The sequence below is a fragment of the Bacillus sp. 03113 genome, assembly GCF_006546985.1.
Classification (GTDB): domain Bacteria; phylum Bacillota; class Bacilli; order Bacillales; family Cytobacillaceae; genus VATK01.
Map to the genome: position 1 here is coordinate 18014 of NZ_VATK01000006.1, position 24835 is coordinate 42848.

Annotated in this window: 17 protein-coding genes and 1 other annotated feature; of the genes, 3 read left to right on the forward strand and 14 right to left on the reverse strand. The window is 36.5% G+C overall.

Going from position 1 to position 24835, the window contains the following annotated elements; translation table 11 throughout:
* Positions 1-81: 81 nt before the first annotated feature.
* The gene (locus tag FDO66_RS06635) at positions 82-2727 is read right to left on the reverse strand and encodes a valine--tRNA ligase (RefSeq protein WP_141431859.1); all 2646 of its coding nucleotides are present in this window, start codon (positions 2725-2727) and stop codon (positions 82-84) included.
* 56 nt (positions 2728-2783) lie between these two features.
* Positions 2784-3036 (reverse strand) — a binding site (T-box leader).
* A gap of 199 nt (positions 3037-3235) precedes the next feature.
* Here FDO66_RS06635 and FDO66_RS06640 point away from each other — a divergent pair.
* Complete coding sequence (locus tag FDO66_RS06640) at positions 3236-3430, forward strand: hypothetical protein (RefSeq protein WP_141431860.1); 195 nt, start codon at positions 3236-3238, stop codon at positions 3428-3430.
* 13 nt (positions 3431-3443) lie between these two features.
* On the opposite strand, the gene ysxE is transcribed toward FDO66_RS06640, so the two are convergent.
* The 3 genes from ysxE to FDO66_RS06655 all read right to left on the reverse strand — a co-directional run bounded on the left by ysxE (position 3444) and on the right by FDO66_RS06655 (position 11069).
* Entirely contained in the window at positions 3444-4502 is a 1059-nt protein-coding gene (gene ysxE, locus FDO66_RS06645) for a spore coat protein YsxE (protein ID WP_141431861.1), read from the reverse strand.
* Positions 4503-4636: 134 nt separating this feature from the next.
* The gene (spoVID, locus tag FDO66_RS06650) at positions 4637-5827 is read right to left on the reverse strand and encodes a stage VI sporulation protein D (protein ID WP_141431862.1); all 1191 of its coding nucleotides are present in this window, start codon (positions 5825-5827) and stop codon (positions 4637-4639) included.
* A gap of 103 nt (positions 5828-5930) precedes the next feature.
* Positions 5931-11069: an AAA family ATPase gene (locus FDO66_RS06655; RefSeq protein ID WP_141431863.1), complete on the reverse strand. Its 5139-nt coding sequence runs from the start codon at positions 11067-11069 to the stop codon at positions 5931-5933.
* A gap of 440 nt (positions 11070-11509) precedes the next feature.
* Here FDO66_RS06655 and FDO66_RS06660 point away from each other — a divergent pair, with 440 nt between their 5' ends.
* The gene (locus FDO66_RS06660) at positions 11510-11686 is read left to right on the forward strand and encodes an anti-repressor SinI family protein (RefSeq protein WP_141431864.1); all 177 of its coding nucleotides are present in this window, start codon (positions 11510-11512) and stop codon (positions 11684-11686) included.
* Here FDO66_RS06660 and FDO66_RS06665 read toward each other — a convergent pair.
* The 7 genes from FDO66_RS06665 to hemA form a co-directional block, all read right to left on the reverse strand.
* Positions 11664-12389: a response regulator transcription factor gene (locus FDO66_RS06665; RefSeq protein ID WP_141431865.1), complete on the reverse strand. Its 726-nt coding sequence runs from the start codon at positions 12387-12389 to the stop codon at positions 11664-11666. The two genes, FDO66_RS06660 and FDO66_RS06665, sit on opposite strands and share 23 nt — an antisense overlap.
* A 104-nt stretch (positions 12390-12493) precedes the next feature.
* A complete protein-coding gene (gene hemL / locus FDO66_RS06670) occupies positions 12494-13780 on the reverse strand; it encodes a glutamate-1-semialdehyde 2,1-aminomutase (RefSeq protein ID WP_141431866.1) in 1287 nt (428 codons plus the stop codon).
* 25 nt (positions 13781-13805) lie between these two features.
* Complete coding sequence (gene hemB / locus FDO66_RS06675; protein ID WP_141431867.1) at positions 13806-14786, reverse strand: porphobilinogen synthase; 981 nt, start codon at positions 14784-14786, stop codon at positions 13806-13808.
* Positions 14783-15577 (reverse strand): uroporphyrinogen-III synthase, encoded by a 795-nt coding sequence (locus tag FDO66_RS06680; protein WP_141431868.1) that lies wholly within the window; start codon positions 15575-15577, stop codon positions 14783-14785. The genes hemB and FDO66_RS06680 overlap by 4 nt, the downstream gene beginning before the upstream one ends.
* 5 nt (positions 15578-15582) lie before the next feature.
* Positions 15583-16506 carry a hydroxymethylbilane synthase gene (gene hemC / locus FDO66_RS06685; protein WP_141431869.1) on the reverse strand — a complete coding sequence of 308 codons (924 nt, stop codon included), beginning with the start codon at positions 16504-16506 and terminating at the stop codon, positions 15583-15585.
* A gap of 35 nt (positions 16507-16541) precedes the next feature.
* The gene (locus FDO66_RS06690; protein ID WP_141431870.1) at positions 16542-17375 is read right to left on the reverse strand and encodes a cytochrome C assembly family protein; all 834 of its coding nucleotides are present in this window, start codon (positions 17373-17375) and stop codon (positions 16542-16544) included.
* A 14-nt stretch (positions 17376-17389) separates the two neighbouring features.
* Positions 17390-18733, reverse strand: coding sequence for a glutamyl-tRNA reductase (gene hemA, locus FDO66_RS06695; protein ID WP_141431871.1), 1344 nt, complete (start codon positions 18731-18733; stop codon positions 17390-17392).
* 213 nt (positions 18734-18946) lie between these two features.
* Between hemA and FDO66_RS06700 the strand changes: the two genes are divergently transcribed.
* Positions 18947-19432, forward strand: coding sequence for a LiaI-LiaF-like domain-containing protein (locus FDO66_RS06700; RefSeq protein ID WP_141431872.1), 486 nt, complete (start codon positions 18947-18949; stop codon positions 19430-19432).
* A 198-nt stretch (positions 19433-19630) separates the two neighbouring features.
* Here FDO66_RS06700 and yihA read toward each other — a convergent pair whose 3' ends face one another.
* From yihA to lonB, 3 genes are all read right to left on the reverse strand, one after another.
* Complete coding sequence (gene yihA, locus FDO66_RS06705; RefSeq protein ID WP_141431873.1) at positions 19631-20215, reverse strand: ribosome biogenesis GTP-binding protein YihA/YsxC; 585 nt, start codon at positions 20213-20215, stop codon at positions 19631-19633.
* A complete protein-coding gene (lon, locus tag FDO66_RS06710; protein ID WP_141431874.1) occupies positions 20212-22539 on the reverse strand; it encodes an endopeptidase La in 2328 nt (775 codons plus the stop codon). Before lon ends, yihA begins: the two co-directional genes overlap by 4 nt.
* Before the next feature lie 456 nt (positions 22540-22995).
* Positions 22996-24663, reverse strand: coding sequence for an ATP-dependent protease LonB (lonB, locus tag FDO66_RS06715; protein WP_141431875.1), 1668 nt, complete (start codon positions 24661-24663; stop codon positions 22996-22998).
* Positions 24664-24835: the final 172 nt, after the last annotated feature.

Below are 24835 nucleotides of genomic sequence, written 5' to 3' on the forward strand. Positions count from 1 at the left end.
TTGACTTATGACTCGAGGGGCTGGGCGCTGTAGCTAGACACCTGTCTATCTTCAAAAAAGTTATACTTTTTTATTTAGCAATTATTCTCCTTTAAGCTCTGAAATGCGTGCTTGTACTGCCGCTCTTTTTTCAGTATAGTCTTTTTCCTTTGCTTTTTCCTCTTCAATAACCTTTTCAGGTGCTTTTTTCAAGAACCCTTCGTTGCCCAATTTCTTTTGTACTCGCTCAACTTCTTTATCAAGCTTGCTTAGTTCTTTTTCAAGACGTGCAATTTCTTCATCCAGATTAATTAAGCCTGCTAAAGGAAGAATGATTTCTACTCCAGTCACTATGGATGTCATCGCTTTATCAGGTGCTTCTATTTCTGTTTGAATGATTAACTCTTCTGGATTACAGAAACGATCTAAATACCCGCGATTTTTCTCTAATGTACTTAGCGTTTCTTCATCTTTTGCTTTCAATAGAATGTTAATTTTTTTACTTAAAGGCGTATTCACTTCCGCTCTGCTATTACGTACGGAACGAATAATTTCTACTAACAGCTTCATATCGCTTGCCGCTTTTTGATCAGATAGCTCAGCGTTCACTTTTGGCCAATTAGCTACAGTAATGGACTCTCCTTCATGAGGAAGGTTTTGCCAAATTTCCTCTGTAATAAACGGCATAAACGGATGCAATAGGCGCATCGTTTGATCCAATACATAGGCTAAAATGGAGCGAGTAGTTTTCTTAGCTTCTTCATCTTCCCCATATAAAGGAAGCTTCGCCATTTCAATATACCAATCGCAGAAATCATCCCATATAAAGTTGTAGAGAACACGGCCAACCTCTCCAAATTCATATCGATCAGAAAGTCTTGTAACTGTTTCTATCGTTTCGTTTAAACGAGTTAGAATCCATTTATCAGACACTGATTTTTCACCGGATAAATCAATTTCTTCAAAGGTTAAGCCATCCATATTCATTAAAGCAAATCTTGAAGCATTCCAAATTTTATTGGCAAAATTCCATGTAGCTTCTACCTTTTCTATGCTAAAGCGAAGATCCTGACCAGGAGAGCTTCCAGTTGATAGGAAATAACGTAATGAATCCGCTCCGTATTGAGCGATTACATCCATTGGATCTACACCGTTTCCAAGAGATTTACTCATCTTTCTTCCCTCAGCGTCACGTACTAAACCGTGAATCAGAACATCTTTAAACGGACGTTGCTCCGTAAACTCGATGCCTTGAAAAATCATTCGGGATACCCAGAAGAAAATAATATCGTATCCTGTAATGAGAGCATCCGTCGGGTAGTATCGCTTATAGTCTGATGCATCTGTATCAGGCCAGCCCATTGTTGAAAATGGCCATAAAGCAGAGCTAAACCACGTATCTAATACATCATTGTCCTGTTCCCAATTTTCGATATCAGCTGGAGCCTCGTGGGCTACATACACTTCACCTGTTTCTTTATGATACCAGGCAGGAATTCGATGCCCCCACCAAAGCTGTCGTGAAATACACCAATCTCGAATATTCTCCATCCAACGCAAGTATGTCTTTTCAAAACGATCTGGAACAAAATGAACTTTTTCTTCTTTTTGCTGTAAAGCGATCGCTTCATCCGCTAAAGGCTGCATTTTTACAAACCATTGTGTTGATAAATAAGGCTCAACAACAGCACCGCTGCGTTCAGAATGACCAACAGAATGCATATGATCTTCAATTTTAAACAATACACCTGCTTCTTGGAGATCCTTAACGATTTGCTTGCGGCATTCAAAGCGATCCATCCCTTTATATTTACCTGCTTGATCATTCATTGTACCATCTTCGTTCATTACTAAAATTCGCTCTAAGCTATGACGATTTCCAATTTCAAAATCGTTCGGATCATGTGCTGGAGTTATTTTTACCGCTCCAGAACCAAATTCACGATCTACATAGTCGTCGCCTACAATCGGGATTTGTCGGCCAGCAATCGGAAGTGTAACCAACTTTCCAATTAAATGCTTATATCTTTCATCCTCAGGGTGAACGGCAACAGCTGTATCACCAAGCATTGTTTCAGGTCTAGTTGTTGCTACTTCAATGTAACCCGTGCCATCTGCCAGAGGGTATTTCATATGGTAAAAAGCACCTTGAATATCCTTATAAATAACCTCAATATCTGAAAGAGCTGTTTTAGTGGATGGATCCCAGTTGATAATATATTCTCCACGATAGATCAGCCCTTTTTTATAAAGGGTTACAAAAACCTCTCTTACAGCCTTTGATAAACCTTCATCTAGTGTAAATCTTTCACGAGTATAATCTAAGCCAAGTCCAAGCTTCGACCATTGCGCACGTATATGACTTGCATATTCCTCTTTCCACTTCCACGTTTCCTCAACAAATTTTTCCCGGCCTAAATCATAACGGCTTTTGCCTTCACTTTTTAGCTTTTGCTCCACCTTTGCTTGAGTCGCGATCCCTGCATGATCCATTCCTGGAAGCCATAGTACGTCATATCCCTGCATTCTTTTCATTCTCGTAATGATATCTTGCAGCGTCGTATCCCATGCGTGCCCTAAATGTAGTTTCCCTGTTACATTTGGTGGTGGAATAACAATCGTATAGGGTTCTTTTTCTTTATCATCCTTTGCTTCAAAAAATTTCCCTTTTAGCCACCAGTCATATCTCCCTTGCTCTATCGCCTTCGGATCATATTTTGTGGGCATCGTTACTTCTTTAATTTCCACTTTATTTTCCTCCATTTATTTTATTTTCAAACGAAATAAAAAAACCCCAATCGTCTTAAAAGGACGAATGGAGTATTGTTCGCGGTACCACCTTTTTTCCGTTAGAAAAATAAAGCCTTTCTAACAGCGCTCAATTCATAACGGTTTTTCCCGTCTTTCACTAATAAGATACATCCTCTAAAATGTACCCTTTCGCGAAAGAAGCTCTCGGGCGACCTTCCAATGTGCTGCTTAGAAAACCTTTCAGCTAATGGTTTCCCTCTCTAAAAACATGATCATCATTGTACTCTTCCCTGTCAATGCTTATGTATTCAATTTTATATAACATATACTATAAAAAAACGGGTGTATCGTCAATAAGGATAACCAATTATTTTAATTTTATAAGAGTTTATATCAGCTTTTGTTAAATATGGATGAATGATAAATACGTTTCTTTTTTTGGTACTTTCAAAAGTGCTTATACATACAATAGAATATACGACTTGTGAAAAGAGGACTTCAGAACATGAAAAGAAGAAAATTCAATCACTATACGATGCCTCCTTGGCTCAGAACAGTAAGAAATGTATGTTCACAGTTTGTTATCCCCTTTTGCATATTTCAAGGAATACGTACGTTATTACTTCCTACAACCTTTGATGTTTTGCTATTATCTGCATTGATCGTACTTGCTTTAGCCCTTTACTTAGAAATTATTTAAGAGCCCATGGCAACTATTCGCTCTGGGCTCCTTCCTGCTGTGCAGCTTGAGCTTGTGCAGCCTGCTGCTTTTGTTTCTCAATTTCATCAATTCTCATGACGACGTACTCTATATTTTTAAATTGCCAGAATTGCCTTTGTAATTGTTGGACATGCTTACGCTCATTTTTTTTCCTGCCGGTTTGGTGATATCGATTAAGATACTTGATCAAAACACCCGGATGGGCAAAATAACTTTGAAATAGGAGCATCTCTTCTTCTTTAAATGGAAAATATTTAAAATACAAACTCATCAACTCAACACTTTCCTCATTTTGCATTGGATACCCTTTTAATGATCTCGATAAAAATAACAATAAATCATGGATTGGAGACCCTACTTTTGATTCTTCAAAGTTAATAAAATATCCATATCCTCTATCATCAAATAAGAAATGCTCGGTAGAAAGCTTTCCATGAATAATCACCGTACGAACCTTTTCATGGTCCTTTGTTTGATCATACCATTCCTTTAATTTTTTTTCTGAAAAATTCAAAGCTTGGCTAATATCCTGAAAATAGAGGCAGAACAATAATTCAAATGGAGAAGTGTATTCTGTTCGCTCACATTCCTCTATATAGCCTTCTAAAAATTCTTTGTCTTTATCTAGAACCAGCTGTGTGTTCTCGTAATGCTCTTTTCTATCCTCCTTGCTAATATTCATTTCCTTAGCAGATAAAGTATGCAGCCGTGCCAGTTCTCTAAATAGCTGCTTATGTCGTTCCAAGCGATCTTCTTTTATCTCATTGGAAAGCCATGGCATTAAATAATATAGGTTTTTATCATGTAAAACAGCATATCTCCCATCAGCAGTAGGAAAAATAGGAACAATTCGGTTATAGCCCTTTTGATAAAGCGCTTGAACATAACGAATAAAATCTGTCCCATGGTGTGGGTCAATTGTTTTTAACGCAAAAACACCTTTAGAGGAATATATTTTTAGAATTCGGCCAAACGATTCTATAAAATAAGGTTCAATGGAATACTCCTTTAAAATTGGAGAAAGCTCTACCAGCCAATTTTTCTCACTCATACATCGCATTTACTCCCCTTTCATTCATATTTATTCGACTATATGATGAAAGATCATTTTACTATCACTTATTGGCCATCCCTTAACAAAAATGATGAGCAGGATTTGATTCCCGCTCAAATTTCTTTCATCTCCTAATTGTGGGCAACTTCAACTGGAATATATAATACTTGCCCCTCATAAATGTCCTGACTAATTTCAAGATGATTAACCTTAAGCAATTGAGGCACAGATACCTCATATCTTTCTGCTAAATAGTCAATTGTATCACCTTGTTGGACAATACAAACCTTGAGCTTTGCATGCTCTTCTCCTTCTTTTCTTGCTAAAAATTCAGAGATTGAAAGGCTTTTTTTCTTTTTAGATGCTTTTTTCTGCTTTTCTTCAGGCTGCTCTTCTAATTGTGGAGACTCTACTTCCACAGGTTCATCCTTCATTTCTACTTCCACAGGTTCATCCTTCATTTCTACTTGTTCTGGTTCTGCTGCTTCTTGAACGGAAGGCTCACTTTTTTCATATCGATTCGTTAAAAATGAGAAGTCTGGAATGAGATATGGAGGAATATAGCTCTCCCCCTTTATTTCCTCCTTATGCGTGTTTAAGCCGAGAGGTGCATCCATTTCCACTTCTGGTGCTGGAGAAGGTTCTTTCCTAGCTACTGCTTCAAATGGAGCATATAAATCATCCTCATCTTCGAATTGAGCAGACTCATCCTTCTCAATAAATGTCGCTTCATCAAGCGGCATAAGAAGAGGTGCATCCTCTATTATGACCTCATCGGTTGAACGGAGGGTTGGCTCTATCTCCAAAAGAACTTCTTGCTCTTCATAATCCTCCTGCTCCGCCCCATCATCTCTTTCGGTTGTATCAACTTCTGCCTGAACGGATTCAACGAGACCTGAAACGATTATCTCAGCTGATACATTCATACAGCTTGCTTCAGGAAAAACATAATCAAACGATTCCACCTCTATATTTAGATCATCAATTCCTTGGATACGACTGAGAGGAATCGATATATCGACAGGGAAGTTATGTGAAAATTCACAGCCCCCCTCTGCTCTTTCTAAAATAGAGCTAATAAATTTTGGTGCATTTAATCCTTCCTCAAAATCAGCACTCTCAATCTCGGCTTCATACTCGTTTCGCATATATTCTCCCGATAATTCTAACGATCCATTAATAGTAATAAATTGATCGTTTTCGAGGATCGTAATTTTCGGATCTAATGAAATTGAAAGCAATTCGGCTACTTCCTGTCCTTTCTTAAACCATACCGATTCTTCCAAGGAAAAGCGTAAAAAAGTATGATTCTCTTGAGACAAAGCGACTCCTCCCTTCCAAGCTTTACGTCTAATCACTATGTCATTAACACTCTATGAAATGATAATGAGGATTATGTATGAAAAGTGTGGAAATCGCTAAGGATCATTCCTGAATCATCTCAATGATAGGGAGGTTGATATATATGGTCGTTCCTCTGCCTACTTGACTCATGGCTCCGATCTTTCCATTATGTGCATCTATGATTTCTTTACAAATCGCAAGACCTAATCCGTAGCCTTCCTGATTAGATTTTCCTCTCTTTGTGAAAGACCGTTCAAAAATCTTCTGTGTATCCTCTGGTTCAATTCCAGAGCCAGTATCAGTTACAAATATTGTCACAGCTGATTGATCCTTATTAACTTCAAGTCGAAGCTCAATAATACCTTTTTGCGTAAACTTTATTGCATTGGATATTAAATTTGCAACAACTTGCTCTATTCTCACAGGATCTGCAAAAACCAGCGGAAACTCTAGTTCATTCAAATTTGGCATGCTAACTTGATATTCTAGACCTCTTGCCTTCACATCTAATTCAAATAAACCAGTAATATGAATAAATAATTTGCTAATCGTAACAGCTTCAAAAGAAAAGGAAATACTTCCCATCTCGAGCTGTGATAAGTCAAATAAATCAAGAATAAGTCGATTTAAGGATTTAATACGAATTAGACTACGTTCTAAATAGAACTTTTGCTGTCTTGGATTTTCCACTATACCGTCTAGAATCGCTTCAATATAGCCCTGAATAGAAGTGATCGGTGTTTTCAAATCATGCGATATATTAGATAAAAGCTCACTTCTTTTTTTCTTTTCTTCTTCAAGTTGTTGATTTGCTTTTTCTAAATCAATTGTTCTTTCTTTAACCTTTTCCTCAAGAATCGAATATATTTGAGCATTTTGAATAGAAATTGCTGCTTGAGAAGCCAATAATGAGAGAATTTCAATTCTTTCTTGTGTAAAGGCATGCGTAATTAAATTGTTTTCTAAATACAAAACTCCGATTAAACGGTTTTGATGCAAAATGGGAAAAGCGAGAACGGATTTAGGCTTATAGGCTTTAATATAGTATTCATTCGTGAACAGTCCTTTATTTGCAGCATCTTCAAGAACAATCGGCTCTAATGTTGTGTTAACGTAATGTATTAATTCCACAGCTAATTCATTATTAAGGGCATCTAGTTCAATATTTCCAAGTAGACTTACTCCATTTTGATTACTCCCTTTAATCACTTTTTGAAGATCATTTTTTTCTTTTATTAGTAAAAATCCTTTTTCTGCACCTGCATTCTCCATTAAAATTTGCATCATGTTTCTAACGAGCTGCTCTAGTTTTATTTCACTGGATAAAGCTTGCGAGACTTTAACAAAAGCTTTTACATCCATTCTTTCCGGAAGTTTATTTTTCCTATTTATATCTGAAAATTCCTTTATAATAGTTGGATATTTTTCTAAAATTTTTTCCGCAATTCTAACAGCACCCCAGGCATGAAATAGATCATAAGCATCTTTCATAAATATGTTGCCTAATCTCGAAAGTCCCTTTTCATAGTAAAACTCCGCTGTACTTTGGCTAATAATAGCTGCATCTTGAACAAAACCATTTTTCAGAGCCAAATGGATAGCTTGTGCAAAAAATTCTTCGTTCTTTCTCTTTAATAATAGGATAGAACTAATTTCAGCTTTCATCGCTAAGTATTTATGCTGATAATTTACTGGCGAGTATCCGGCCCATTTTTTCATGATTTTCAAATCATGCATGAGCGCTTTTTTATATTTTCTCTGTTTTGTTCTTGATGCCTCTCTATAAAAGCGGCATACCCATAATGTATGATAAAAATAGTATTCTGGCGCATTGACTAAACGAAAAGTATTGTCGATCAACGGTTCTAATTTTTTTATTAATTGTGCGGCTTGATCCTTTTCATTGATTAAATACACCATTTGCAATCGTAACGTATAATGCATAATTTCATTTGAAGAACTGTCTTGAAAAAAAGGAAGGTCAAAGTTAGGTTTAAAGTCTTTATCCATCAAGAATTGGAGCCAATGCTCTATTTCATAAAGATATTCTATTGATAACTTATGATCCATTCGTTTTACAAATTTAAACTGCTTCTTTACTTCTTCTAATACATTTTCAATTGAATCTCCATTTATCAGCTTTATTAAAGGGATAAATGAACTTACCGCATTTGCCAAGAAAAGATTACCTGAATCTAGACTATACTGTTGAGAATTTTGTAAGTAGGTAATATTATGCTGGGTATGATTTTTCCATTGATTAATAAATATTCCATACACAAGATACACTTGTGCTAAAATGCCCTTTTTTCCTTCTCTTTTTGCATGTTCTATCGACAGTCTCCCAAATTCATCACTTTTATCTAAGTTTCCAAAAGCAGCACTTTGAATTAAGGCATAGTTATTATATACAATCGCAGAAATGTCTGTATCTCCATATTTTAACGTGTATGAAAATGCTTTAAGCATTAATAAGGCCGATAAATTTTGATCATCATGATATGCTGAACCATTCATATTATTAATTACTTGAAGCATTAATCTTTTTTGTTTTTCCTTTATTTTTGGCAATTCCAAAAGGTGTTTATTTTTCTTTTTCGTTAATCCCCATTTTACTAATAAAAGCTCTTTAAGAATGGTAAACTTATGGGGATTTTTTGATACTTTCCAACCGCCTAGCTTTAGTGCCTCAATTCCAGTACGAACTGCCTCTTCGACTCGAAATAAATAATTGTATAAAATAATTTTCAAGTTATAAACTTCAAGCTTTTCCTCTATTGTTTTTCCCTGTTCAAGTAATTGATTAAATGCAAGCTCCGATATTTCAAACTGTCTATTCAAATAAGCAGTTTCACCGAAGCCTATATAGATTTGAAAGGTTAATGGATAGTGATAAATCCAAGCGTTTTTAGGAAGGAGCTCCCTTGCATTATGAAAATATTGCAAAGCTGATTCAAAAGCAGATGCAAGCTTAGCTTTTTCACCCGCCTCTTTATTCAAAATCGATAATTGCAATCGTTCTTTTTCATCTAACATACTCTTACTAAAATTCAAGTGCTCGACAGCGTTAAAAATACCACTTTGGTCTGCTTGCGTGTGAAGCTTTTGAGCATAAAACTGACCAATTTTCAAATGATTCTTTTCTTTTTCAGAAGTTGACATCATTTGATAAAGTGCCTGTTGGACCTTGTCATGAATAAAAATAAAATGTAGATTCCCTTTTTCGTTTTGATCTAATGAAGAAAATTTTTGAATGATAAAACCTTCTTCTACCGCTTTGAAAAGCTGTGTTCTCACACTTTCACTAGCTTGGCCAAGAACAATTGAAAGATCTTCTAAGTTCAGTTCATTCCCAAAGCAGGAGGCTATTTTTAAAAGAACTTGTAAATCATCTGGTTGTTTCTTAATGATGAACATTAAATAATCAAGGACATTATCATTTAAGTTCAGCTGAATCATAGGCTCTAAATTGATCTTCTTATCCTTTTCAGAAAGGTGCGTTTCAACGAGTCTATTAAATTCAAAAGTTTGCAATAGCTGATTTATATAAAAAGGGTTCCCAAAAGTAACATGATAAATATAAGATGACAGATCACTAATCTGAGAAGCAGAGAGTTCATATTGTTTGGAAATCCATGTTTGTACATCTTCTTTTTGAAGGAGAGTTAATGGTATATGAACGTAAGACCTGTGACTTTCTTGCATATCTGTTTGAAGTTTTTTAACAAACTCAATATTTCCAGACTCCTTATCATTTCTGAAAGCGAAAATAAATAAGATATTTTTTAATTCAGGAGCTTTGATTAAATATTCAAGTAAATCAAAAGTGGCTGAATCTCCCCATTGAATATCATCAATAAAAAGGACAAATGGGTTTTTTTCGGCAATTACCTGAATAAAGGACTGAAAGGTTAATAGAAATCGCGTGTGACTCTCCATAGAGGACAAATAATCTGGTGGTAGCTGTTTACCAATGATCCACTCCAGTTCAGGAATAAATGAAGTAAGTACATTTACTTGCTCTCCTAATTTGCTTATTAATAAGGTGTTCCATTCTTGAATCGTTTTTTTACCTGATGATAGTATTTTTCTAACAAAAGTTTGAAAAGCTTGAGTAATCGGAACAAATGGTGTATTTTTTGAAAACGGATCAAATTTACCAGAAAGAAAAAAACCTTCATTTTCTTCTGTCATTATTTTCAATTGATTGACAAGACTCGTTTTACCAGAGCCAGACGGTCCAGAAATAAATAAAGTTTCTACCTTTCCCGTTCTTACTTTCTCATAAGTATTAAAAAGGAGATTAAGCTCCCCACTTCGTCCATATATTGTCTGTTCTATTGATACTTTCCGATCATAGCTTCCAAGAATAAAATCTTGAATATTCCCTGTTTCACTATAATCTTTTGCGCATTTTTTTAAATCAAACAATAGACCATTAGCGGTTTGATATCTGTCTTCAGGCATTTTCGATAGTAGCTTTAAAATTAGATTTGATAAATTTTCAGGTATTTGTGAATTCACAACAGTAGGTGATTTAGGAATCTTTGTAAAATGAGCATAGATTAGGTCTGAGATGTCTTTATTAATAAAAGGTAGCGTCTGGGTAAGCATTTCATAGAAAATAACCCCAAGGGCATATAGATCTGTTCGAATATCAGCTTTTCTATCCATTCTACCTGTCATTTCTGGAGAAGAATAAGCAATCTGGTTGACATCATTTATTTCTTTTATTACAGCTGTAGATGCATTTATTTCACGGTAATCAACGGCTTCATGCAAACCAATTAAATCGATATGTATACTGTTCAAATCAATGAGGATATTAGCTGGATGAAGATTCCGTATCAAAATATTTTCGGAGTGAATATTGATTATTATCTCTGTCAACTGCAGAGCAATAGCAAAAAATTCAGTTAAGGTTACAGGCCTTAAAGATAATAATGTTTCTAGTGACTTTGCATTAAAAGGCATATATACAAAAAATCCGTTTTTCTCTTCATCGTATGTCAATAGCGTTATATTTGCAGGAAATTGAAACGTTGATACTAATTGAAATTCCTTTTTTAAATCATCTGATTGATAAATATCTGTATAACGCGGATTTAACAATCTAATGATAACTTTACTATTATCAATAACAGTGGAGGCTGAGTAAAATGTCCAAAATGTGTTTGACTCTATTAATTTATCTATTTTATAGCCAATTAAATTTAACATTTATCTTCATTCCTTACGATAAAGTGTAACTTCAATCAGTGGGGGTTTTCCGACATACAGGAAGTACTAGTGCAGACAATGCGACAGGATCTCGCTCTTTTGTCTGCTTCATCCCCCACTGATGGTTATTCACGCCGAGCCTGATTGACTTTTCTAAGGGCTGAAGCCCAAAGAAAAGTCTTATTTCACTAATCACGCTCATATATGCCACATCATGTGGCATTCGCCTGACTAGGACGTCCTGTCCGTCGTCGGGCTTTTACGGTCAGTTATCCCCCACCTAGAATATCTTATTTACACTCATAACCTTGAGGTGGGGTCTTACTGACCGTTAATGCGGGATAAATTCAAAACTTTAACAAAACTTAAGGTGGATTTATACGGAATTTATAAAATTTCTATTATTCTATTAATAGAATTTATCATTAATGGGGGTAAAAATGAAAAAGCTTGCTGAAAATACTCAATTAGTAACAACTAATATCAATAATTTAGAACAACATCTTGATCTAGAATGGTACCTTCTTATTATGCAAGCAAAAAGTCTAGGACTATCAAAAACAGAGGTTAGAGAATTTTTACAAAAACAACGTTTTACAAATCTTGAAAACCGTTAAATTTATATCCAATTCCTCTAACCGTTTTAATATAAATAGGATTTGAAGGATCATATTCTATTTTCTTTCTTAAGTTGCTAATATGCACCATGACTGTTCGGTAATCCCCTAAGCTATCTTCACCCCAGATAAGCTGAAATAATTGCTCAACTTGATAAACCTGATCGGGATTTTTAGCTAACAAACACAATAAGCGATATTCTTTTGCGGAAAGTATAATCGTATGCTGATTTTTCTTTACAACACAGCTTTTAGTGTCAATCGTTAAGTCAGGAAATTTTAATAAACGATCCATCTGATCTGTTTCTTTGCTCTTCATTTGCTTTAATTGGTTTTGTCGGCTTCTCCTTAAGTGTGCTTTTATACGAGCAATTAACACACCTGGATGAAAAGGTTTAGTTACATAATCGTCTCCGCCAATTCTTAATCCAAGTATTGTGTCGATATCGTCTTGCTTTCCACTTAGAAATATGATTGGAACATCCGTTTTCTTTCTTATTAGCTGACAAATTTCAAATCCGTCAAGATCCGGAAGAACAATATCAAGGAAGATTAGATCTGGTGCTTTCGTATCGATTATTTTTAAAGCTTCATTTCCATTGTATGCGCAAAAAATTTGAAAACCTTCTTTATGTAAATACAAACTTAATACTTCTTTGATGTCATCATCATCATCTACAATCAAGATTTTTTCCCCATCCATTCATATTCCTCCTAAGCTAAAATCCTAATACCGAAGGACACTTATTAATAATTATATACAAAAACACACTTTTCTCAATTGGAAAAGTGTGTTTTCAAGTTCAATTATTTAAGCTTTGAAAAAGCCACATCAACAGCATTCAGTGTTTTTGCTATATCTTCATCCGAATGTGCGGTTGATAAAAATAACCCTTCAAACTGAGACGGCGGCAAGAAAATACCTTGATTCGCCATTTCTTGGTAAAACGACGCGAAGAATTCTAAATTAGAGGTTTTTGCTTTTTCATAATTAAATACTTTTTCATTCGTAAAGAAGAATCCAATCATGGAGCCTGCACGATTAACAGTAAGAGGAACCTGATACTTGGCTGCTTTTTCAGTTAATCCCTTTTCTAGAATATCTCCTTTACGAGTAAACTCCTTGTATGTGTCAGGGGTTAGCTGACGCAGGGTTTCATAACCAGCTGTCATTGCGAGTGGATTCCCTGATAAAGTGCCTGCTTGATAGATCGGACCACTTGGTGCAACTTGTGACATAATTTCAGCTTTTCCGCCATAGGCACCTACCGGAAGACCTCCACCAATTACTTTGCCGAGACATGTTAGATCAGGTGTGATATTGAAAAATCCTTGAGCACAATGGTAATCAACTCTAAAACCCGTCATTACCTCATCAAAGATTAATAACGAACCAAATTCAGTTGTCAGCTCTCTTAAGCCTTCTAAAAAGCCTGGTAATGGAGGCACGACGCCCATATTACCAGCAACAGGCTCTACGATTACACAGGCAATGTCGTTTCCATACTGCTCAAAAGCAAATTTGACAGCTTTAAGATCATTATATGGGACCGTAATCGTGTTTTTGGCGACTCCTTCTGGCACTCCTGGACTGTCCGGCAAACCTAGTGTAGCTACTCCAGATCCCGCTTTAATTAATAAAGAATCTCCATGTCCATGATAAGAGCCTTCAAACTTAATAATTTTATTTCGCCCAGTATATCCGCGCGCTAGCCGAAGCGCACTCATGGTTGCTTCTGTTCCTGATGAAACCATGCGAATAATTTCAATAGAAGGTACCCTTTCTTGCACAAGCTTCGCAAGCTTATTTTCAATCAGAGTTGGAGCTCCAAAGCTCGTCCCCTTCTCCACTACTTTTTTGATTGCTTCTACTACTTGATCATCAGCATGTCCTAAAATAAGCGGACCCCAAGAAAGAACGTAATCGATATATTCATTTCCATCAACGTCCACTATTTTCGATCCTTTTCCACGATCCATAAAAATGGGATCCATGTGAACCGATTTAAACGCTCTGACAGGACTATTGACACCGCCAGGCATTAACTGAATTGCTTCCTTGTATGCTTCTACCGAAGAATCATACGACCTCATATTATCCCTCTTTTCCCTTTGTAGATTATGCTTGTTCATTTAACCAGCGAACGGCATCTTTCGCAAAATAAGTAATAATTAAGTCAGCTCCAGCCCTTTTCATACCGACAAGCATTTCAAGTACGATTTTTTTCTCTTCAATCCAGCCATTTTGAGCAGCTGCCTTCACCATAGAGTACTCGCCGCTTACATTGTAAATAACAACTGGCACATGAAAATGATTTTTCACATCTCTAACAATATCTAAATACGGCATTCCTGGCTTGACGATGAGGAAATCGGCTCCTTCTGAAACGTCTGATTCCGCTTCTCGAAAAGCTTCCAACCGATTGGCTGGATCCATTTGATAAGCTTTTCGATCACCAAATTGCGGCGCACTATCGGCAGCATCGCGGAAAGGTCCATAAAAGGCAGAGGAATACTTAACGGCATAAGACATAATCGGCGTTTCTTCAAAACCTGCTTTATCTAAGCCTGCTCTAATCGCTGCAACAAAGCCGTCCATCATATTTGATGGAGCGATAATATCAGCTCCAGCACTCGCTTGGCTAACAGCTGTTTTCACTAACAGCTCGAGAGAAGGGTCATTTAGTACTTTGCCATTTTCAATAACACCGCAATGGCCATGACTTGTATATTCACATAAACAAGTATCTGCAATGACAATGACATCAGGATAGTTTTGTTTAATAAATCGAGTTGCTTCTTGAACGATCCCATGATCATGGTACGCTTCTTTTCCGCATTCATCCTTTTCAATTGGGATCCCAAATAGTAAAACAGATTTTATGCCTAATGAAACGACTTCATCCATTTCCTCAGTTAGATGATCAATGGATAATTGAAAAACACCCGGCATAGATGGCACTTCCACTTTAATATTTTTTCCTTCTGCAACAAAAATCGGATAAATAAAATCCTCTGTATGTAAATGTGTTTCACGAACTAATGCACGCATATTAGCAGATTGTCGCAATCGTCTATGACGAGTAAATGATCCCTTCATTTTTGTTCTCCTCCTAACGAATTGTCTATATAGTTAATAATACTTTTCAGCATCCCATCCACAGTGTAGATGGAAGGCATAACATCTACACTCAGACCATAGTGTTCCATTCGTTTTTTTGTAATAGGTCCGATGCAGGCAGTGATACATTGATCACACTCATTTATGAGTGAATATTCTTTTGCTACCTTCATAAAATGATCCACTGTCGATGAACTTGTAAATACGAGAATATCAAGCTCTTTTTCCTTCAGCATCTTAGCAAGCTTTTCTTGGCTTTCCTCTGGAAAATAGTTGATATAGACAATCACTTCATCTACACTTGCCCCTTTTATTTGAAGGGAGTGGTAAATAAGATCTCTTGCAAGATTTCCTTTGGGAATTAATACCCTTTCACCTGGCTGAATTACGTTTGAGAATTCATCTACAAACATTTCTGCGACGTATTTAGAAGGCATAAAATTTGCCTTATACCCTCTGTTTTCCAGTACCTTTTTTGTTTTTTCTCCAATCACAGCGATTTTTGGAAAAGTGTTAGGCTGATGCGTCTCCAGCAATGAGAAAAAAGATTTAACAGCCATTTTACTAGTGAAAATAATCCAATCATATGTATGTAGCTGCATGAAACATTTGCTTATTTCTTCTGATAAAGGGACGGGCTTGAATGCGATAAGAGGAATCTCAACTGGTATTCCTCCATATTTAATAATTTGCTTTGAAGTTGAACTTGCCTCTTTTTTTCCTCTAGGTATAAGTACCTTTTTTCCTTTTAAAGGGAGTGAAGTGATCATCTCTATCAATCCTCTTTAACCATTTTTATTAAGTCTCTCGCACCCTTCTGAATCAATCGCTCCGCAGCTAACAATCCAAGCTCCTCTGGGTTTTTTCCCTTTATCGTTTCTTTTAAAACTATTTTCCCATCTGAAGAAGCGACCAATGCTGTTAATTGCAGCTCTCCATTTTTATCAAATTGCGCAAATCCAGCAATAGGAACTTGACAGCCGCCTTCCATTTTTTGCAGAAACGCTCGTTCAGCTGTAACGGCTTTGGCTGTTAGGTCACACGAAAGCTTTCTTAAGAGCGTTAATAGCTCTTCATCATTTTCACGGCATTCGATGGCTAAAGCTCCTTGACCAACAGCAGGTAAACAAATCTCTGGTTCCAAAAACTCCGTCACGACATCAGAGGTCCAGCCCATTCTTGCCAGTCCAGCAGCTGCTAAAATAATGGCATCATATTCTTCTGTGTTTAATTTCTTTAAACGAGTATCGATATTCCCTCTTATCCATTTAATTTCTAAATCAGGACGTAGAGCTAATATTTGAGATGCTCGACGAAGACTGCTTGTTCCGATAATGGCACCACTTTTTAAATCATTAAGACGGATATGATTTTTAGAAATAAGCGCATCTCGATGATCTTCTCGGATGGGAATCGAACCAATCATCAAACCATTAGGTAATATCGCTGGCATATCCTTCATACTATGAACAGCCATATCAATTTCTTTATTCAGCATAGCTTGTTCAATTTCCTTCACAAAAAGGCCTTTTCCTCCAACTTTAGCAAGTGTGACATCTAAGATACGATCGCCTTTCGTAACCATTTCTTTGATTTCAAAATCAATCGAATCATCTAGCAGCTTTAACTGATCAATGACCCATTGTGTTTGTGTTAACGCTAATTTACTTTTCCTAGATCCTACAACAATTTTCCTCATAAAATTCCTCCTGCAAATTCTAAAAAAGCATTTTTCTATGAAACCCAGAAATGAAAAGTAGAGAGCTTTCCAATTAGAAAAAAGTTTATTAATAATATTAAAAAAGCAGCAACATTCCATAAAGCTAAATTTTTGCCACTCCACCCTTTTTTCTTATACAAATAAAAAAGAATGCTATAAATAATAACAACAAAAAAAGAACCGAGAATTTTTGCATCATACCAAGTTAAATCCGGAACTTTTATATAAGCCCATTGTACACCTAAAATGATTCCGACTAACAGGAGTGGAAAGCCGATAAGATTGAATACATAAGAAATTCGCTCAAGCCTTGCCAGATCAGGTATTCGAATAAGGTGCTTTCCCCATTTTTTCCTTTTTAATAAATCATATTGAAGAAGGTAAAGAAATGAGAAGACAAAGGATATGGAAAAGGCTCCATAAGATAGTATAGAGATTGTAATATGGATGAGCAAAAGCTCAGACATCAATTTCTGGGCTATCACATTCGTATGAGTCTGAACAGGAGCAAAAGTATGAATGGCCATAATCATAAAACCAAGAATATTTGTAAAAAAGACGATAAAATCTACTTTCAGTACCCGATTAATCGCTAGTGATAAGGTTATTAACACCCATGCATAGAAATAGAGCCCTTCAAGTATCGTCAGGACAGGAAATCTATTGGTCGTCACCATATACATAAAGAAAAAGACCGATTGTAAAATCCAAACAACTGCAAGTAACCAGAAAGCAGCTTTATTGGCCTTCCGGTTATTATGCAAAAAATCAATGAAATATAACAGGACAGATAAGGCATATAGAACCACAGTTAGTTCGTGAAGCCTCGTCATATATAAATCAACCACTTGAGCACCCTCTCTTACGGTTGAAAGGAAGCTTGAATTGGGATTGAAACGTTTCCTGACTCGGCTTCTTTCATTTCTTGTATTTCTTGAACGAGGTCCTCAATATTAAAAATTTTCATAAATAACTCTAACGATTGCTTTGCATCTTTTTCAGCTGCTAATTCTTTTGCCTGCAAAATTGGATCTTTTAACAGCTGATTGATGATGCTTTTTGTATGCTTATTCAAAAGCTTTCTATCACGCTCACTTAAATTAGGGAGCTTTCTTTCAATACTGTTCATCGTTTCCGATTGTATAGCGAGTGCTTTTTTACGTAAAGCAAAAATCACAGGCACGACTCCAAGCATATTTAACCACTGATTAAACTCAACGATTTCAGCTTCGATCATGATCCTAATTTTTTCTGCTTCTTTTTTCCGTTCTTGCAAATTTGCTTCTACAATTCCCTCTAAATCATCGATATCATAAAGAAAGACACTTTCAAGCTCAACAAGACGCGGATCGAGATCGCGAGGTACAGCAATGTCCACCATAAAAATAGGCTTCCCACGACGCCCGCTCTCTAAACAAGCCATCATTTCTTTTGTGATTACGTAGTTCTTCGCACCAGTTGAGCTAATCAGAATATCTGCATCCATTAAGGCACATTGTAATTCATCGAGAGACTTTGCTTCTCCAGCAAATCTATTCGCCAGTGCTTGAGCTTTTTCAAGCGTTCGATTAATGACGGTAACTTGCTTAGCTCCATTGCTTTGAAGATTTTGAATAGCCAATTCACCCATTTTTCCTGCTCCGATAACGAGAACATGCTTTTCCTCTAATGAACCAAAAATCTTTTTGGCAAGCTCTACTGCCGCATAGCTGACAGAAACAGCATTAGCCCCAATCTCTGTTTCAGAATGAGCTTTTTTTGCAAGGGTAATCGCTTGCTTAAAAAGTTGATTAAACACAGTGCCAATAGTGTTTTGTTCTTGTGCAAATAGAAAGCTTGTCCGGACCTGTCCTAAAATTTGTGTTTCTCCTAGAACCATGGAATTTAATCCGCATGCTACATTGAATAAATGTTCAACCGCTCCATCCTGTTCATAAATAAACAAATAAGGTGAAAATTCATTTTGCTCGATTCCAAACCAATTCGATAGAAACTCTTTGACATAGTACCGACCAGTATGCAATTGGTCCACAACTGCATAGATTTCAGTACGATTACAGGTAGATAGGATGATATTTTCAAGGATGCTTTTTTGATCCTTTAATTGCTTCATGGCGTTTCCTAATTCCAACGGATTAAATGTTAATCGTTCACGAATTTCGACAGGGGCCGTTTTATAATTTAAACCAACTACAATGATATGCATGACCTTTACACCCCCCAAAAAAAGTTGCAAATAACCTCATTTTATTATACCATTTTGCTATTTTACTTTTATGAAAAAATATGAACAATTGATGAATTCATATGATAAGATATATGATTGAAGACAGAAGAAATTTCAAAATCACTTTCTTCTGTACAGTATCAAAAATTACAGGCATATTCAAGTATAGCTTACTGGAAGTGGTGATAATATATGAAAACTCAGAGGGTTTTTGCTGGAATTATATTATTAGGCTTTGGAGCCTATATTTTTCTACAGCAATCAACTTTTACAATGCTACAACCGTACTTCACATGGCCTACTCTATTAATCATTGTAGGAATTGCTTTTTTATTTCAAGGCTATGGTTCAAAAAATGCCGATTCTATTCTTCCCGGGGTTATACTAACTGGATTTGGCTTACATTTTCATCTAGTCAATCGAATCAGCATCTGGCCTGATCAAATTGGAATGTTTATTTTCATTATCGCATTAGGCTTTCTTCTAAGAAGTCAAAAATCGGGATCGGGATCCTTCCAAGGCGTTCTCTTCCTTATTTTATCCATAATTTTGCTTTTTTACGATGATATTATCAATCGTCTAACGTTTTTAAAAAATAGTATCATAGATGTAAAATACTTCGTACCAGGATTTTGCTTCCTAGCTGGCATATATCTACTATTTATAAAAAGAAAATAACAAGAACATTAAAACAAGCCTGACGGAAATCCGCCAGGCTTGTTTTAATGTTCTAGCTACAGCGCCTATCGACTATCAAACTTCAGGCCTCCTCCCTACGATAAGTCAACATCGATTCACTATCGCTCATCGTGTATCCTTTATCTCAGTCGAAGTCCCTCCAGTTTGTACGTCGATGATCAAGGCGCTTCCGCTTTTCTATACCATATAGCTTTCAAAAATCTTCCATACTTGATCTCTGCCTAGTCCCGTTTCTGATGAAAAAAGGATTAGGTGATCTTCAGGGTCAAGATTTAATGTTTCCCTCGTAGTCTTTAAATGCTTTTGCCATTTGGACTTAGGAATTTTATCCGCTTTTGTGGCAATGATAATGCACCTTAAACCATAATGCTTTAAAAACTCGTACATCATCAGATCATCCGCAGTAGGAGGATGACGAACATCCGTTAAGAGGACAACCGCCCGTAACTGCTCTCTCGATGTTAAGTACGTTTCAATCATTTTCCCCCATGCTTCCCGTTCCTTTTTAGAAACCTTTGCATAGCCGTATCCCGGAACATCAACAAAATGCAATTTTTCATTAATTAAGTAAAAGTTCAATGTTTGAGTTTTACCAGGCTTTGAAGAAATCCTTGCTAAGCTTTTCCGACCTAGCATTTTATTTATAAAAGAGGATTTACCCACATTTGAACGCCCAGCTAAAGCAAATTCAGGCAAGGCCGTCTCAGGATACTGATTTGGCCTTACCGCACTAATTACTATTTCCGCACTAGTTATTTTCAATGATGCGCACTCCCGTTCAATGCGTGCTTCAGAACTTCATCAACATGTGAGACAAGAACAAATTCTAAATCGTCACGGACACTTTCAGGTATATCATCTATGTCCTTTTCATTATCCCTTGGTAGAATAATTTTTGTTAACCCTGCTCTATGAGCACTTAATGTTTTTTCTTTTAATCCACCAATAGGAAGTACTCTTCCCCGCAGTGTAATTTCTCCAGTCATGCCAACCTCTTTGCGAATTGGTTTCCCTGAGAGGGCAGACACAAGTGCAGTTGCCATTGTAATTCCAGCTGATGGACCATCCTTTGGAACAGCACCTTCTGGAACATGAATATGAATATCATATTTTTCATGGAAATTAGGATCAATTCCGAGCTCATCCGCTTTTGATCGTATATAGCTAAATGCAGCCTGTGCAGATTCCTTCATTACATCTCCAAGTTTACCAGTTAAAACTAATTTACCTTTTCCTGGTGAGAGAGAAACTTCTATTTGAAGAGTATCTCCACCAACAGTCGTATAGGCAAGCCCAGTTGCTACTCCAACTTGATCCTCTAATTCAGCCTGCCCATATCTGAATCGACGCTTGCCTAAAAATTCCTCTACATTGTTTTCTGTGATGATGACCTTTTTTTTCTTTCCAGAGACAATGATTTTGGCTGTTTTTCGGCAAATTGTTGCTAATTGGCGTTCTAAACTACGAACTCCGGCTTCTCTTGTATAGTACCTTACGATCTGTTGAATACCATCCTCGCGAATTTGCAACTGTGTTTTTTTAAGTCCATGCTCTGCAATTTGCTTTGGAAGCAAGTGGTCTTTAGCAATATGAATTTTTTCTAATTCTGTATAACCAGAAATCGTAATGATTTCCATCCGATCTCGTAATGGACCAGGAATTGTCGCCAAATTATTTGCAGTAGCAATAAACATCACCTTCGATAAATCATAAGATTCTTCAATATAATGATCGCTAAAATGATGATTTTGCTCTGGATCTAAGACCTCAAGCATAGCAGCTGAAGGGTCTCCTCTAAAATCATTTGACATCTTATCGATTTCATCTAAAAGAAATACAGGATTAATCGTTCCAGCTTTTTTCATTCCTTGAATAATCCGGCCTGGCATGGCTCCAACATATGTTCTTCGATGTCCTCTAATTTCAGATTCATCTCTAACCCCACCAAGCGAAACACGAACAAAATGGCGATTCAATGAGGTTGCAATGGAACGAGCCAAGCTTGTTTTTCCCACACCAGGAGGTCCAGCCAAACAAAGAATAGGCCCTTTTAATGAATCAGTTAATTTTTGAACAGCCAAATATTCAAGAACACGTTCTTTTACCTTCTCTAGACCGTAATGTTCTTTATTTAAAATTCTTTCAGCCTTGTGAATATTCAAATCATCTTCTGTTGTCTTTGTCCACGGCAATGAGATAAGCCATTCAATATAGTTGCGGATTACTGAGCTTTCCGCAGAGCTTGTTGGGATTTTTTCATATCTTTCTAATTCCTTTAAGGCTGTTTTCTTTACCTCTTCTGTCATTCCAGCAGCCTCAATTTTTTCAGTTAAAGTTGCAATTTCACTGCTTTTTCCTTCCTTATCACCAAGCTCTTTTTGAATAGCTTTCATTTGTTCACGTAAGTAATATTCTTTTTGTGTTCTTTCCATTGATTTTTTGACGCGTTGACCAATTTTTTTCTCAAGATTAACGACTTCTTTTTCATTATGAATAATTTCAAGAACTAAATTCATCCGCTTTTTAATATCAAGTGTTTCTAATATTTCTTGCTTTTCTTTAAGCTTTAATGGCAAATGTGTAGAAATTATATCTGCCATACGACCAGGCTCTTCAATATCTGTAACAGAAGCATACGTTTCAGCTGACACTTTCTTAGAAATTTTTATGTACTGTTCAAAATATTCGAGCATCGTTCGCATAAGCGCCTGATCTTCTGCGTCTTTTGTTGTACGATCTTCAAATAATTTCAAGCTCGCAACATAATAATTATTTTCTTCAACGAGATCAATGATTTCAGCTCTATTCAGTCCCTCTACTAATACACGAATAGTACCGTTCGGAAGCTTTAACATTTGTTTTACTTTTGATAATGTTCCAATATTATAAAAATCCTCTTCTGATGGTTCATCTATCGATACATCTTTTTGAGTGGTTAAGAAAATTAAATGGTCATCAACCATTGCTTTTTCAAGAGCTTGAACCGATTTTTCACGCCCTACGTCAAGATGAAGGACCATCGTTGGATATACAAGCAAACCTCGAAGCGGCAGGAGGGGAACAATAATTTCTTTCGTTTCTTCCATAATGCACCTCCAAAATGAAAATCTACTTTCCATTACAAGAATAATTCTTTGTACAATTCTAACTTATTTATGAACCAGTGTCTATCAACATGACTATTCCCTTCCTACTTAATAACTAGAAGTAAGAAATATATCTATATCCTATTCATTTGATCCCTTCGAAAAAGCTTCGATTCGATGTCATATTTACCGAAACGAAGCTTTTAGCTGGTTAAGAAAATATAAGTTTTCAGAACTCCGACTGGTGTCTAGCTACAGCGCCTATCGTCTATCAAACTTCAGGTCTTCTCCCTGCGATAAGTCAACATCGATTCGCTTTTGCTCATCGTGTTTCCTTTATCTCAGTCGAAGACCCCCAGTTAGTACGACGATGATCAAGGCGCTTCCGACGTACAGGATGTATGAGTGCCGATGTTGCCACAGGACGTGGCGTTTTTAATCGGCCGCTTTTCTTGTTTAAATACTTTCTTTTTTTGTTAATTCAACTGAAGCTGTTATCGTTTTGTTTTCTGAAAATTTTTTAACTAAAGCATGATCCAGAACTTGATGAAGATGTGTAACTGGAATAATGTTAATGTCGGTTATTTCCTTAAGCATACCTTGCATGTTTTCTTTTGGGATTATAACACTTGTTGCACCTGCCTTTTTTGCTGCTTGGACTTTCGCGTATACCCCGCCAATTGCTTTAACATTTCCATGTATACTAAGCTCCCCTGTCATAGCAATATGATGATCGATCGGGATTTTATAAATCGCAGAATATATTCCTGTGGCCATGGCAATTCCCGCTGATGGGCCATCAATAGGGATTCCTCCTGGGAAATTAACATGGATATCATATTCATCAGCTGGGACACCCATTGATCGCAGAACCGTTATCACATTTTCAATTGATCCCTTTGCCATGCTTTTTCTCCGAATGGATTTACCTTGGTTTCCAATGCTTTCTTCTTCTACAATTCCTGTAATATTAATCGACCCTTTGTCTTTTGCTCGTATAACCGTTACCTCAATCTCCAATAAAGTACCCATGCTTGCACCTTGAACCGCCAAGCCATTGACCAGCCCAACTGTAGAAAAGGAATGAACTTTTCTTTCTAATCTTGGAGTCAACTGACTTGAATGAATGACCCATTCAATATCTTCATCCCTTATAAAGCTGCGATCGTCTGTAATCGCTAAGCCCGCTGATGTTTGAATCATATTAACAGCTTCCCTTCCATTTTTTGCATAAGAAGAGAGTGTTTGTATCCCTTTTTCACTTATATTCATTTTTACTTTTTCAGCTGCTTTTTTCCCAACCTTTGCTATTTCATCCTCCGTTAATTCTCTAAAAAACACTTCCATACATCTTGATCGAATGGCAGGAGGAATTTCGCTTGGGGTTCGTGTGGTTGCTCCTATTAATCTAAAATCTGCTGGCAGTCCATTTTTAAAAATATCATGAATGTGAGTAGGAATCTGAGTATTTTCTTCACTATAATAAGCGCTTTCCAAAAATACTTTTCTATCCTCTAATACCTTTAATAATTTATTCATTTGAATTGGATGCAGCTCTCCAATTTCATCAATGAACAATACCCCTCCATGAGCATTCGTCACAGCTCCTTGTTTCGGCTGTGGAATCCCTGCTTGCCCCATAGCCCCTGCTCCTTGATAAATAGGGTCATGAACTGAACCAATTAATGGATCTGCAATCCCTCTCTCATCGAATCTAGCTGTAGTCGCATCAAGCTCGATAAAAACAGACGATAGATGAAATGGTGATTTCTTATTTTTTTTAGCTTCCTCCAATACTAATCGAGCAGCTGCTGTTTTGCCCACTCCTGGAGGTCCGTATATAATGACATGCTGAGGATTGGGTCCACATAAAGCTGCTTTTAATGATTTAATACCATCCTCCTGTCCAATAATATCGCTAAAGCTTGTTGGTCGAACTCTTTCTGATAAAGGCTCAGTCAATGAGATTGATCTCATCTTTTTAAGCTGATCCATTTCCTTTTTTGACTCACGATCAATTGAAATTTTTTGTGATCTCTGGTTTTTTAATAAATTCCAGAAATAAAGCCCTATCACAACCCCAAAAAAAAGCTGAATAAATAAAGCGATCCCCGTCCAACTCATCGCATTCCCTCCTGAAACTATATCTTGTTGTTAATTGCTAGTATCTCCCTCAGACAATAGGAATAAACAAAAAGAAATAGTGAAAAATTGGAAGGGAAAATTGAATGGATTATTTAATTCAACATCGCTTTCCTAATAAGTTTTTCTACAAGCCTTACATTTCAATTGGCTA

Excerpts from the sequence above, each read along its gene's own strand:
- FDO66_RS06640 (WP_141431860.1), top strand. The coding sequence starts at position 3,236 with ATGAAAAGAAGAAAATTCAATCACTATACGATGCCTCCTTGGCTCAGA.
- ysxE (WP_141431861.1), bottom strand. The coding sequence starts at position 4,502 with ATGAGTGAGAAAAATTGGCTGGTAGAGCTTTCTCCAATTTTAAAGGAG.
- FDO66_RS06655 (WP_141431863.1), bottom strand. The coding sequence starts at position 11,069 with ATGTTAAATTTAATTGGCTATAAAATAGATAAATTAATAGAGTCAAAC.
- FDO66_RS06660 (WP_141431864.1), top strand. The coding sequence starts at position 11,510 with ATGAAAAAGCTTGCTGAAAATACTCAATTAGTAACAACTAATATCAAT.
- FDO66_RS06665 (WP_141431865.1), bottom strand. The coding sequence starts at position 12,389 with ATGGATGGGGAAAAAATCTTGATTGTAGATGATGATGATGACATCAAA.
- hemL (WP_141431866.1), bottom strand. The coding sequence starts at position 13,780 with ATGAGGTCGTATGATTCTTCGGTAGAAGCATACAAGGAAGCAATTCAG.
- hemB (WP_141431867.1), bottom strand. The coding sequence starts at position 14,786 with ATGAAGGGATCATTTACTCGTCATAGACGATTGCGACAATCTGCTAAT.
- FDO66_RS06680 (WP_141431868.1), bottom strand. The coding sequence starts at position 15,577 with ATGATCACTTCACTCCCTTTAAAAGGAAAAAAGGTACTTATACCTAGA.
- hemC (WP_141431869.1), bottom strand. The coding sequence starts at position 16,506 with ATGAGGAAAATTGTTGTAGGATCTAGGAAAAGTAAATTAGCGTTAACA.
- hemA (WP_141431871.1), bottom strand. The coding sequence starts at position 18,733 with ATGCATATCATTGTAGTTGGTTTAAATTATAAAACGGCCCCTGTCGAA.
- FDO66_RS06700 (WP_141431872.1), top strand. The coding sequence starts at position 18,947 with ATGAAAACTCAGAGGGTTTTTGCTGGAATTATATTATTAGGCTTTGGA.
- lon (WP_141431874.1), bottom strand. The coding sequence starts at position 22,539 with ATGGAAGAAACGAAAGAAATTATTGTTCCCCTCCTGCCGCTTCGAGGT.
- lonB (WP_141431875.1), bottom strand. The coding sequence starts at position 24,663 with ATGAGTTGGACGGGGATCGCTTTATTTATTCAGCTTTTTTTTGGGGTT.